Below are 11640 nucleotides of genomic sequence, written 5' to 3'. Positions count from 1 at the left end.
TGCTGGCCCAGACCGGCCTGGACGGCGCCCAGGTCGATGAAGTGATCATGGGCCAGGTGCTCACCGCCGGCGCCGGGCAGAACCCCGCACGCCAGGCCGCGATCAAGGCCGGCCTGCCCCACGCCGTGCCGGCGCTGACCCTGAACAAGGTCTGCGGCTCCGGCCTCAAGGCCCTGCACCTGGGCGCCCAGGCAATTCGCTGCGGCGACGCCGAGGTGATCATCGCCGGCGGCCAGGAGAACATGAGCCTGGCCAACTACGTGCTGCCCGGCGCCCGCACCGGCCTGCGCATGGGTCACAGCCAGATCGTCGACAGCATGATCAGCGACGGCCTGTGGGACGCCTTCAACGACTACCACATGGGCATCACCGCCGAGAACCTGGTGGACAAATACGCCATCAGCCGCGAAGCCCAGGACGCCTTTGCCGCCGCCTCGCAACAGAAGGCCGTGGCCGCCATCGAAGGCGGGCGTTTTGTCGATGAGATCACCCCGATCCTGATTCCCCAGCGCAAGGGCGACCCCGTGGCCTTCGCCACCGACGAGCAGCCGCGCGCCGGCACCACCGCCGAATCCCTGGGCAAGCTCAAACCGGCCTTCAAGAAGGACGGCACGGTCACCGCCGGCAACGCCTCGTCGCTGAACGACGGCGCCGCCGCGGTGATCCTGATGAGCGCCGCCAAGGCCAAGGCCCTGGGCCTGCCGGTGCTGGCGAAGATTGCCGCCTACGCCAACGCCGGCGTCGACCCGGCGATCATGGGCATCGGCCCGGTGTCGGCCACCCGCCGCTGCCTGGACAAGGCCGGCTGGTCCCTGGAGCAACTGGACCTGATCGAAGCCAACGAAGCCTTCGCCGCCCAGGCGCTGTCGGTGGGCAAGGAACTGGGTTGGGATGCGAGCAAGGTCAACGTCAACGGCGGCGCCATCGCCCTCGGCCACCCGATCGGCGCTTCGGGCTGCCGGGTGCTGGTGACCCTGCTGCACGAGATGCTCAAGCGCGATGCCAAGAAAGGCCTGGCGACCTTGTGCATCGGTGGCGGCCAGGGCGTGGCATTGGCCATCGAACGCTAACTTACCGCGCACCACGGCCGGCCCTCGGACCCACGACATCCGGCGGCTGGCCGGCAACACACCCGGCGCACCTCATGGTGCGCCGGGTTCATTCTGCGGCCCGGCCGACGCTGAACAGAGGCCGCTGGCAGCCGCCCATCCGTCAGCTACATTCAACTCATACGGCTGGCGAGCCCCGTTTTCCACGCCTTCCTGCCGACTGACTCACGGCTGAAACAGTCCAGGCCGGTACGCGGTGCGTTATCTGTCGAAGCCGGAGCACAGCGCTCAAGCATGGGCAGCGCCCGGCATGCCAGCCAGCCCTTCGCCTACCTCATCGACCCGATAACGAGGAGCGGAACATGCGCCTGACCAGATGCCTGCTCTACACCGGCTTTTGCATAGTGCTGGCGGGGCTGGCCAGCCTCCAGGCCATGGCCGGCCCCTCCTTCGATGCGGACAGGAAAGGACTCGAGAAACTCTCGGCCAACGCCGGCGCCGAGCTGCACCGAGGCTTGCAGAAATTCCACGAAATGCTGATGTACCTCGAACTGCAGGACACCCTGCACGCCACCGAGGCCAAGGCAGCGGCCCTGCAACACTTCAGCGAGTCGGTCGTGCTGTTCAAGAAAGTCACTGCAAGCGCCCCCGAGCGCAAGATCCTCTACCAGCCCCGGGATGACAGTGAAAAAGAAGCCATCGCCGCCTTCCAGAACCGCTTGAAAGAGCTGGATATCGCGGTGCCCGACACCGAGAAACAGCTGGCCAACCTGGCCGTCACTGTGCTGACCAAGCATATCCATGTGCTGGAAAAGTCCAGCTTCAAGGCGACCAAGGCCGACTACAGCCCCTTGCGCAAAACCCTGCGCTCACAAGCACTACTGCTCGACCTGGGCATCCTGACCTCGATTGTCTGGAGCCTGTCGGCCGATCAGCCCGGCGGGAGCGGCTAGCGCCCTGCCCCGAGAGACCATCACTGCGACTTCGGCTTGCCCATCAGCAACAGCAACGACAAAGCGGCAAACCCCGCGCCGGCGTAGAACGTCAGCGCCGCGCCATGGGCCTGCCACAGCCAGCCGGCGATCACGCTGGCCAGCAACAGGGCGATCCCGCTCAGCAGGTTGAACACGCCAAAGGCGGTGCCCTTGAGGTCGGCGGGCGTGGTGTCGGCCACCAGGGTGGCGAGGATGCCCTGGCTGAAGCCCATGTGCAGGCCCCACAGGGCGACGCCGAGCAGCACCATCGGCACCGATTCGGCATAGGCCAGCACCAGGTCGGCGAGGATCAGCAACAGCAGGCCGACGCTGAGCAAGGCACTGCGGTTGATGTGGTCCGACCATTTGCCGACCGGATAGGCCGAGACCATGTAGAACCCGGCCATGACCACCATCACCAGCGGCACCCAGGCGGCGGCGAAGCCCAGTTGCTGGGCCCGCAGCACCAGGAACGCCTCGCTGAAGCGGGCCAGGGTGAAGGCCGCGCCGATGGCCACCACCCACCAGTAATACTGGGAAAACCGCCGCAGCGAGGCCAGGCGCAATGGCGAGTGGAAGTGCCGGGTACCGGGGGCGTGCTCGGGTTCGCGGATGGCGAAGATCAGCAGCGCCACGGCCAGCGCCGCAGGGATCACCGCCAGCCACAGGACCTGGGCGATATCGTTGGCCAGCAACAGCATCAGGCCGATGGCCAGGATCGGCCCGACGAACGCCCCCACGGTGTCCAGCGACTGGCGCAGGCCAAAACAGGCGCCGCGAATTTCCGCCGGGGCCACGTCCGCCACCAGGGCATCCCGCGGCGCGCCGCGAATGCCCTTGCCGATACGGTCGAGCAGGCGCGCGCTGAACACCAGTTCCGCCGAAGCCGCCAGGGGGAACAGCGGCTTAGTCAGCGCCGCCAGGCCGTAACCCAGCAACAGCAGTTCCTTGCGTCGACCGATAAAGTCGCTGAGGGCCCCGGAAAAGACCTTCACGATCAGCGCCGTGGCTTGCGCCACGCCCTCGATGATGCCGACCACCAGCATGCTGATCCCCAGGGTACCGACCATGTACAGCGGCAACAGGCTGTGCACCAGCTCGGACGACACGTCCATGAACAGGCTGACGAACCCCAGCGCCCAGACCGTGCGCGGAATGCCGCGGCTCAAATGCTTCCCGGATTCGCTCGTTACAGGTCCCGCCATGACAGACATCCCCCAGGGTTTACCAAGAATCCGGTTGCTCCAAGCCTAGGCCGACAACGGCGGCAATGCCCGTCATGGCTCCCGTTGCAATCGACGCTCGAGGGCCGCGGCCAGGGCCGACGCCTCCTGTTTCAAGGAGGCGCAGAAGGCCTCGACGAAAATCGACGACGGCCGGTAATCCGGGCGGATCAGCATCACCCGGTACGGCACCGACAGCTGCAGCGGCCGGATCGCCAGGCCCCTGCCCGCCTCCTCCATGGCGCTCAGCGGGTTGATGATCGCCACCCCCAGTTGCTGGCGGACCATGGCGCAGACCGAGGCGGCGTTGGTGGTTTCGATCACCACCCGGCGGTCGACGCCGGCCTGGCGAAAGTGCTCGTCGAGGGTCTGACGATAAATGTCCAGGCCTGACAGGTTGATGAAATCCACCCCGCGAAAGTCTTCGCTGTGCAGCAGCGGCTTGGCCAGCAACGGATGCCCTTCCGGCAGGATGCACACCATGTCGGCGCAGAACAGCAGTTCGCCCTGGGTGCCCCGCGGCAGGTGCTCGCTTTCGGTCAGGCCCAGGTCGTGGCGCTGGGCGCTGAGGGACTCTTCGAGCAAGGGCGACTCCTGGGCGGTGATGCTCAGGCCGATGCCGGCGTGGCGCTGCTGGAAGTGCTTGCACACCCGTGGCAGCAGGGTCTGGGAGAACAGCGGCAGGCAGGTCAGGCTCAACTGGCCGTGCTCGAAGCGGCGGATCGACTGCGCCACGCTGTTGATCCGTTCCAGGCCGACATAGGCCCGTTCCACCTCCTCCAGCAACAGCATGGCCTGGGCGGTCGGCAGCAGGCGGCCGCCCTCGCGGTCGAACAGGCTCAGCCCGGACAGGCTCTCCAGCCGCGCCAGCTCGCGACTGACCGTGGGTTGCGAGGTGAACAGCAGGCGCGCCGCGCCGGTGACGCTGCCGGCCTGCATGATGGCGCGGAACACCTCGATATGGCGCAGGGAAATGTCCACCGCTTGCTCCTTGGTTTGCGACTCTGACTCACACAACCCATATCAAAACTGAATCGAGATACAAAGAATAGATATTTTATTGAATACACCGCCCTCGGCATCATGCAGGCCTCTTTCCTCGCCACAGACGATTGCCATGGCCATTCCCTTTTCTCCCGAGCAACTGATCGCCGCCGCCCGCCAGTACGGCACCCCGTTGTGGTGCTACGACGCGCGGACCATCAAGGTGCGCATCCAGCAACTGAAGGCCTTCGACGTGGTGCGTTACGCGCAGAAAGCCTGCTCCAACCTGCAGGTGCTGCGCCTGATCCGCGAGGCCGGGGTGCGAGTGGACGCGGTGTCCCTGGGGGAAATCGAGCGGGCGTTGCTGGCCGGGTTCAGCCCGGAAGGCGACCCGGCCGGCATCGTCTTCACCTGCGACCTGTTCGACACCGCCACCCTGCAACGGGTGGTGGAGCTGAACATCGAGGTCAACGCCGGTTCCATCGACATGCTGCGCCAGCTCGGCGAGAAATCCCCGGGCCACCGCGTGTGGCTGCGGATCAACCCGGGCTTCGGCCACGGCCATAGCCGCAAGACCAACACCGGCGGCGAAAACAGCAAGCACGGTATCTGGCACGAGCAGGTCGACCAAGCCCTCGCGGTGATCCGCCAGTACGGCCTGAAGCTGGTGGGCCTGCACATGCACATCGGTTCCGGCGTGGACTACGGGCACCTGGAACAGGTCGGCGCGGCCATGGTGGCAGCGGTCAAGTCCCTGGACCACGACATCGAGGCCTTCTCCATCGGCGGCGGCCTGTCCACGCCATACCGCGCCGGCGACGAGCCGGTGGACGTGCGTCGTTATGCCAATGCCTGGCGCCAGGCCCGCGAGGAAATCGAAGCCTGGCTCGGCCACGGCGTGCGCATGGAAATCGAACCCGGGCGTTTCCTGGTGGCCGAGGCTGGCTGCCTGGTCAGTGAAGTGCGGGTGGTGAAAGACGCCGGCAATCATCACTTCGTGCTGGCCGACACCGGCTTCAACGACCTGATGCGCCCGGCCATGTACGGCGCCTATCACGCCATGAGCCTGATCGACGCCAACGGCCAGGCGGTCCAGCGCGAACTGCGGCCCACCGTGGTCGGCGGCCCGCTGTGCGAGTCCGGCGATATCTTCACCCAGGACGACGAAAGCCTGACCCCGCAGTTGCTGCCCCAGGCCCGGGTCGGCGACCTGCTGGTGATCCACGACACCGGTGCCTACGGCGCCAGCATGTCCTCCAACTACAACAGCCGGCCGCTGCTGCCGGAGGTGCTGTTCGAGGACGGCCAGGTAAAACTGATCCGCCGCCGCCAGCCGCTGGCGGATCTGCTGGAACTGGAAATGGGGTTGTAAGTCCGCTTTTTTTGCGGCGACACCACTGACGCTATCGCGGGCAAGCTCCGCTCCTACAGAAGCTCACGGTCTTCTTCTGTAGGAGCGAGGCTTGCCCGCGATGCCTTTCAGCTGTCCTGAGGCGTCATGTACAGGCTGAAATTCTCGATGTAGTCGGTGAGGTTCTCTTCCATCATCAGGCGGAACTCCTCGACGAAATAATCCACCGCCTGCTGCTTGGCCGCCGCCAGTTCTTCGGCGTTGCGGCAACCGCAGGCGCTGACCCAGGCGGCAAACCGCGAGTTGGCGTACATCAGCGAGGCACTGGCCTTGCCGCGGCTGCTGTCGCTGATATGGGTGTTCGCCAGTTCGATGATGGCATCGGCGCGGTTGTAGAAGTCCTGATCCGGTTCGTTGGCCAAGGGGCGTTCCTCTTGAGTAATAGGCGGTGAGTAGTAGGCATAAAGAAAGCCGGTGAGTATAAGAGCCTCGCGCTCAACCATCGACGGCTTTTGCTGCCTCGCGCCCTGTCGTATTCAGTCCGGCCAGTGCCGCTCCAGCACCTGCGCCACCTGCGGATGGCGGTCGATGCGCTCCAGCAGATCGCAACACTCGGGGCGTTCGCGCCGCAGGTGCTCGCGCGTGCCGCACCAGCGCGACACCACCGCCGCCTGGACATCCAGGGCCGCCAGGGGTGAACCGCTGGCGTACAGCTGTGTGGCGAACTGATCGGCGAACACCTCCCAGTTGCGGTGCAGGCGCTCATGGGCGGCGTCGCGTACCCGCGCCCTCAGCGCTTCATCGGCGTCACGCAGCCAGCGCTCCGGGTAATCGATCACGCTGATCGCCGAGTAGCAATTGGCGGCGATAAACACCAGGCCGCGAATCGCCTGCGCCCGGGCGCTCTCATCCTCGGGCAGCAGCGCCGAGCGCGGATAACGCAAGCCCAGTTCGATCAGGATCGCCGCGCTCTCGGTGAGGACACTGCCGTCCGGCAGTTGCAGGGTCGGGACCTGTTTCAGCGGGTTGAGCCGCGCCAGCTCGTCGGCCCCGGGCGACGGCGCCCAGGACGAGGCTTCGACGATGCGGTACGGCACCTGGCAACACTCCAGGGCGATCTCGACAATGGCCGAGCCGGAGCCTTGTGTCCCATAAAGTTGATACATGACCATCCCCTCGCTTGACTGGGCCTTACATCTGACGGGTTGCTTGCGCGGGTTGTTCACTCCAGTGCCGGAAGTCCGCGAGACGGTAGTCCGGATGCTGATGGATAGCCTCGGCCGGCACGCGCAGCACGCTTCCACGGTAGCTCAAAAGGTAAAGGCTCAGCGGCTCGGGAACCCGCATGCATCGCACCAGGAAATGGATCAAGCGGTTAAGCAGCCCGAAGCGCTCGATCTCCAGCCGCATCCCGGCCTTGACCTGCAAGAACTTGCCGTAAACAGAGAACCGGGTCTGGTGAGGGACAAGCTCAATGATGCAGGGGGAGAACCTCGACGCGCAGCCCCCCGTGAGCACTCGCCGAACAGTCGATACGCACCGGCAAAAATGCCTCGATCACCCGGATATTGCTTTGCAGGTGCTCGCTCATGCGTGGGGTGGTGAAGCTTCCGCCGCCGGCCAGGGCCATGGGCAGCAGCAGTTGATCGGCCAGGTGCTCGGCCACCGCCACGCCGGAGTCCAGCCAGTCGCGGGCCTGGTCGATGGCCCGATCGGCCACGCTTTCGGCCCGCAGGCTGCTCTGGCCAAACCCGCTGAACAGCTCGGTCAGGTGCTCGCAGACGAACTCCAGCAACAGCACGTTGCCCGGGCCGCATTGTTCATCCAGCCGCACCGGGCTCAGGTGTTCCCGAGGCAGCTCCAGGCGAGTGCCGACCCGGCGCAATTCGCGTTCCGCCACATGTTCCGGCAGGCCGGCACTCAGGGCCCAGGCCCGGCGCCCGAGCAGTTCGCCCCGCTGTTCCAGGTGCAGGGGTTGCAGGGTCGAAGGCTCGATAAAAGCCTCCAGCTCGCCACCGCCGGCGGGAACGAAGCCATGGCGCAACAGCTGCAACTCCACCTGCCCGCCCATGCGCCGCAGTTGCGGCAGCCAGGCCTGCTGGAGGAAATCCACCGGCGGCGCCAGCGGGTTGTGGGTGCCGCCGCTGATGCTCACGCGGCTCGGCGCCGGGGCCTGCAACAGGGCTGGCAGCAGGGTCTGCAACACCAGGGTGCAGCTGCCGGCGGTGCCGATGGCGAAGCGGTAGTCGCCGCCGCGAATCGGCCCCGGCTCGAAGGTCAGCGCCCGGGAGCCCAGCTCGGCGCCCGAGACCCTGGCCGCGCAGACCTGCGCCGCCGCCAGCACCGCGGTCAGGTGCTGGCGCAGCAGCCCCGGGCGAGCGCGCCGGGCCCGTATGTTGTGGATACGCAGGGTCTTGCCGGTGAGCATCGACAGGCTCAGGGCACTGCGCAGGACCTGGCCGCCGCCGATGGCGCCGTCCAGTTCGATGACATCCTGTTTCATTACATTCCTCAGGCATAACGCCGGACGCTGTCTCGCAAGTAGGCGTCCAGCAAAGCATTGTCTTGATGGGTGCGCGCCAGCTTGGGCACCGGGCGTTCCAGTTCCGCTGCGATAAAGGCGTGCAACGCCGGGCGCCTGGGCCCGTAAGCGGCCTCGTCGGCGCTGCGCTTCAAGGCCAGCAACTCATCCACCTCGTCCAGCAGTGGCCGATGCTCGACGGTGCTCAGCAGGTCGGCGAAGGTCATCGGCGGGCGGCCGCGCCCCTGATCGATCCAGCGCACCGCCAGCAACGGCCGGAGCACGTAGAAGTACTTCTTGAACCGCACGCTGTCGCCTTGCAGGTAACCGCGAAAGTTCTTCCTGGCCATCGACAGGTAGTGATGACGGGCCGCCGGCGGGCTGTAGAAGGCCTCCGCCAGCTCGCGCAGGCGCGCGGTTGCCGCCGGCTCGCTGCGATACACCAGGGGCGAATCCAGCCACTCCAGCAGGGTCGGGTTGGACTTGCGCAGCAACCCCAAGGTCTTGCGCAGTTCCCAGCCGCTGATGTCCAGCTCATCGTCCAGCGGCCGCTCGATCACGTCCCGCCCGGCGTCCACCTGGATGAACCACTCGGGCTTTTCCACATAGACAAAACGCACATCGTAATCACTGTCGGTGGAGGCAAAGCCCCAGGCCCGACTGCCCGATTCGCAGGCATACAGCACCCGCACATTGCGCTCGCGCTCGATCCGCGCCAGCTCATCCAGTACCCGTGCGCGCATGGCGCTGCTCAGCGGGTGACGTTCATGAAGTTCCATGGTTCCTTGTCCTGTTCAATCGACGATCGTCAGCCGCTTCTCGCGCTGGCCTGATCGTCCTCTTCGTTCACAACAGGCGCTTGAGCGATCCCCGAGGCACGTCGCCGGCCTCCTCCATCGCCTGTAACCGCTGCGCCAGTGCTTCTCGCAGCGGCTTGGGGGTTACCGGGTCGAACATCGCGTAGCGGCTATCGCACCAGCGGGCCAGGGCCTCGCGCCAATAAGCGGCTTCGCTGCCCGCCTGGTCCAGGCGATGCAGCAGGTATTGCAACTGGCGCCAGCCTGGCTTGAGCCCCAGCAAGGCCCAGCGCCGCGCCTTGGGCAGGTCATGCCAATGCTGGTCCAGACGCTGCTCCAGAGCCTCCTCGAACGCCGCCCAGGGCTGCTCGCGCAGCAGGCCGAGGGCGCAGTCGAAGACCTTGTCCGACGGATCGTCCAGGGCCGCCAGCTGCTGGGCCAGGCCACGCTCGCCGAGGGTTCGCAAGGCCAGCAGGCGCACGGTCAGCGCCTTGGAGGCGAGGGCCTGTTGCAGCATGGCGTCGGCCTGTGGCTCCCGCAGTTCCCTGGCCAGCCCCAGCAGGCCCAGCCACTGGCGCTTGTTGCCCGGAGCCGGTTGCTGCAACCGGGCCAGCAGCACTTGCCGCGGGTCCAGCCCATGGCGCGGCGCGGCCCAATGGGCCAGGCAACGCAAGGCCTCTGAAGGGTCGAGCAGAGCCTGCGCCAGGTACCCGCGACAATCGGCCAAGCGTGACAACAGCAGCCGCAAGGCCTTGACCCGCACACTGGCGCCACAGCTGCGCATCACCTCTTCCAGCAAAGGCAGCGCCTGCTCGTCGGGCAGTTCGGCGCAGGCATCCACCGCCATCTGCCGCACGCTGACCTCGGCGTGGCGCAACGCCATGGCCAGCAGCGCCGGCCGGTCCTCAACGCCCTTGAGCAACAGCTCGAAGACAAAGCGCGCGGCCTTGCCCCGGCAATCGCCAAAGGCCCCTTGCACTTCGTCGCGCACCTGGGCCAGTTGCAACACCGCAGTGGCCCGCTCCAGGGTCGCGCCGTGGTCGGCCCGCTGCTTGCTGGCAAGGGCCAGCAACGGTGCCAGGGTCTGCAACAGCAGCCCGGCGTGCTCCGGCGCCCAATACGCCTCGACTGCCGCGGCCGCTTCCTGGCGAACCTGGGGCACCCAATCGTTGAGGCGTTCCAGCAGCGCCGCCAAGGCCTCGGCCGATGGCCGCGCGGACAATCCGCGCACCGCCGCCTGGCGCACGAACCCGTTGCCGAAGCGGCTCAGTTCCAGCCAGGCGCTGTGCCTGTCCAGGGTGTCCATCACCTCCCGCACGCGGCGGGCTTCGTAGTCGTTCAGCTGGTAATGCCAGCTGGACGGCACCTGTACCACTGCTTCCCTGTCGTGCATTTCTCTACCCCTTGACGCACACCACCTGACGCAGGGTGTGCAGCACTTCCACCAGCTCGCGCTGGGCGTGCATGACTTGGTCGATGTCCTTGTAGGCCATCGGGATTTCATCGATCACCGCGGTGTCCTTGCGGCACTCCACATGGGCGGTGGCGCGGATCTGGTCGGCCAGGGTGAAGGTGTTCTTGGCCTTGGTGCGGCTCATGGTGCGCCCAGCACCGTGGCTGCAGGAGCAGAACGCCTCCTCGTTACCCAGCCCGCGAACGATGAAGCTCTTGGCGCCCATCGATCCGGGGATGATCCCCAGCTCGCCCTTCTGCGCCGACACCGCGCCCTTACGGGTCACCAGCACCTCTTCACCGAAGTGGCGCTCCTTCTGCACATAGTTGTGGTGGCAGTTCACCGCCTCCAGCGCCACCTCGAAAGGCTTGCGGATCACCTGGCGGGTGGCCTGGATCACCAACTGCATCATCAATTCACGGTTATGCCGGGCGAAGTCCTGGGCCCAGGCCACGGCCTCGACGTAATCGTCGAAGTGCCGGCTGCCTTCCTCGAAGTAGGCCAGATCGCGGTCCGGCAGGTTGGCGATGTGCTGGCGCATGTCCGCCTGGGCCAGGTGGATGAACAGGTTGCCGATGGCGTTACCCACGCCACGGGAACCGCTGTGGAGCATGAACCAGACCCGGTTGGCTTCATCCAGGCAGACCTCGATGAAGTGGTTGCCGCCGCCGAGGGTACCCAGGTGCTGGCGGTTGTTGCTGTTGGCCAGCGCCGGGTACTTGTCGGTGATCGCCTTGAAGCGTGGCTGCAAGGCCGCCCAGGCGTGGTCGGCCTGGCGCGGCACGTCGCCCCATGCGCCCTTGTCGCGACCGCTGCGCGGCGAAGTACGACCGTGGGGCACCGCCTGCTCGATGGCGCTGCGCAAACCGTGCAGGTTATCCGGCAGGTCGGCAGCGGTCAGCGAAGTACGGGCGGCGATCATGCCGCAGCCGATATCCACCCCGACCGCCGCCGGGATGATCGCACCCACGGTGGGGATCACGCTGCCAATGGTCGAGCCCTTGCCCAGGTGCACATCCGGCATTACCGCCAGGTGCTTGAAGATGAACGGCATCTTCGCGGTGTTCATCAGCTGCTGGCGGGCTTCGTTTTCCACCGGCACGCCCTCGGTCCACATCTTGATCGGCTTGCCGTTGGCGACTTCCAGCAGTTGGTAGGTCTTGTGTTCCATGTTCCTGACTCTTTTTTCTGTGGTCGAAAATCCGACCTTGTTCGGTGGCCGGTGGTCCGGCATAAACGGCGACCAGTAAAGGTGAAACATGCAGCGCGCTCTGCCACTGAGCTAGCC

The 11640-nt window shown here is 66.2% G+C and carries 12 protein-coding genes; 3 read left to right on the top strand and 9 right to left on the bottom strand.

The features are described from left to right. Positions 1-1070 (top strand): acetyl-CoA C-acetyltransferase (locus PVZ80_RS26805; protein WP_273864770.1); only part of this gene is annotated, 1070 nt, incomplete at its 5' end. Positions 1071-1411: 341 nt separating this feature from the next. Further along, a complete protein-coding gene (locus PVZ80_RS26800) occupies positions 1412-2002 on the top strand; it encodes a hypothetical protein (RefSeq protein ID WP_016703334.1) in 591 nt (196 codons plus the stop codon). Between the two features lie 20 nt (positions 2003-2022). On the opposite strand, the gene PVZ80_RS26795 is transcribed toward PVZ80_RS26800, so the two are convergent. After that, positions 2023-3228 (bottom strand): MFS transporter, encoded by a 1206-nt coding sequence (locus PVZ80_RS26795; RefSeq protein WP_029526683.1) that lies wholly within the window; start codon positions 3226-3228, stop codon positions 2023-2025. A gap of 72 nt (positions 3229-3300) precedes the next feature. Continuing rightward, positions 3301-4227: a LysR family transcriptional regulator gene (locus PVZ80_RS26790; RefSeq protein WP_016703332.1), complete on the bottom strand. Its 927-nt coding sequence runs from the start codon at positions 4225-4227 to the stop codon at positions 3301-3303. Between the two features lie 136 nt (positions 4228-4363). On the opposite strand from PVZ80_RS26790, the gene lysA reads away from it, so the two are divergent. After that, a complete protein-coding gene (lysA, locus tag PVZ80_RS26785; RefSeq protein WP_273864804.1) occupies positions 4364-5602 on the top strand; it encodes a diaminopimelate decarboxylase in 1239 nt (412 codons plus the stop codon). 107 nt (positions 5603-5709) lie between these two features. On the opposite strand, the gene PVZ80_RS26780 is transcribed toward lysA, so the two are convergent. The 7 genes from PVZ80_RS26780 to PVZ80_RS26750 form a co-directional block, all read right to left on the bottom strand. Continuing rightward, positions 5710-6003, bottom strand: coding sequence for a DUF3144 domain-containing protein (locus tag PVZ80_RS26780; RefSeq protein WP_009048260.1), 294 nt, complete (start codon positions 6001-6003; stop codon positions 5710-5712). Positions 6004-6117: 114 nt separating this feature from the next. Then, the gene (locus PVZ80_RS26775; protein ID WP_016703329.1) at positions 6118-6747 is read right to left on the bottom strand and encodes a glutathione S-transferase family protein; all 630 of its coding nucleotides are present in this window, start codon (positions 6745-6747) and stop codon (positions 6118-6120) included. Positions 6748-6772: 25 nt separating this feature from the next. Further along, the gene (locus tag PVZ80_RS26770; RefSeq protein ID WP_028682124.1) at positions 6773-7009 is read right to left on the bottom strand and encodes a hypothetical protein; all 237 of its coding nucleotides are present in this window, start codon (positions 7007-7009) and stop codon (positions 6773-6775) included. 43 nt (positions 7010-7052) lie between these two features. Further along, a complete protein-coding gene (rtcA, locus tag PVZ80_RS26765) occupies positions 7053-8084 on the bottom strand; it encodes an RNA 3'-terminal phosphate cyclase (protein ID WP_273864803.1) in 1032 nt (343 codons plus the stop codon). 8 nt (positions 8085-8092) lie between these two features. Then, complete coding sequence (locus PVZ80_RS26760) at positions 8093-8881, bottom strand: nucleotidyltransferase domain-containing protein (protein ID WP_124303652.1); 789 nt, start codon at positions 8879-8881, stop codon at positions 8093-8095. A 67-nt stretch (positions 8882-8948) separates the two neighbouring features. Then, a complete protein-coding gene (locus tag PVZ80_RS26755; protein ID WP_273864802.1) occupies positions 8949-10292 on the bottom strand; it encodes a PBS lyase in 1344 nt (447 codons plus the stop codon). A gap of 4 nt (positions 10293-10296) precedes the next feature. Beyond that, positions 10297-11523, bottom strand: a complete 1227-nt coding sequence (locus tag PVZ80_RS26750) for an RtcB family protein (protein WP_038631441.1) — start codon at positions 11521-11523, stop codon at positions 10297-10299. Between the last annotated feature and the right edge of the window lie 117 nt (positions 11524-11640).

The organism is Pseudomonas sp. B3G-3 (assembly GCF_028640915.1).
GTDB lineage: Bacteria > Pseudomonadota > Gammaproteobacteria > Pseudomonadales > Pseudomonadaceae > Aquipseudomonas > Aquipseudomonas chlororaphis_I.
Note: the sequence above shows the minus strand (reverse complement) of the source record. Positions and strands in the feature narration are given on the sequence as shown.

Excerpts from the sequence above, each read along its gene's own strand:
- PVZ80_RS26775 (WP_016703329.1), bottom strand. The coding sequence starts at position 6,747 with ATGTATCAACTTTATGGGACACAAGGCTCCGGCTCGGCCATTGTCGAG.
- rtcA (WP_273864803.1), bottom strand. The coding sequence starts at position 8,084 with ATGAAACAGGATGTCATCGAACTGGACGGCGCCATCGGCGGCGGCCAG.
- PVZ80_RS26750 (WP_038631441.1), bottom strand. The coding sequence starts at position 11,523 with ATGGAACACAAGACCTACCAACTGCTGGAAGTCGCCAACGGCAAGCCG.
- lysA (WP_273864804.1), top strand. The coding sequence starts at position 4,364 with ATGGCCATTCCCTTTTCTCCCGAGCAACTGATCGCCGCCGCCCGCCAG.
- PVZ80_RS26760 (WP_124303652.1), bottom strand. The coding sequence starts at position 8,881 with ATGGAACTTCATGAACGTCACCCGCTGAGCAGCGCCATGCGCGCACGG.
- PVZ80_RS26755 (WP_273864802.1), bottom strand. The coding sequence starts at position 10,292 with ATGCACGACAGGGAAGCAGTGGTACAGGTGCCGTCCAGCTGGCATTAC.
- PVZ80_RS26800 (WP_016703334.1), top strand. The coding sequence starts at position 1,412 with ATGCGCCTGACCAGATGCCTGCTCTACACCGGCTTTTGCATAGTGCTG.
- PVZ80_RS26795 (WP_029526683.1), bottom strand. The coding sequence starts at position 3,228 with ATGGCGGGACCTGTAACGAGCGAATCCGGGAAGCATTTGAGCCGCGGC.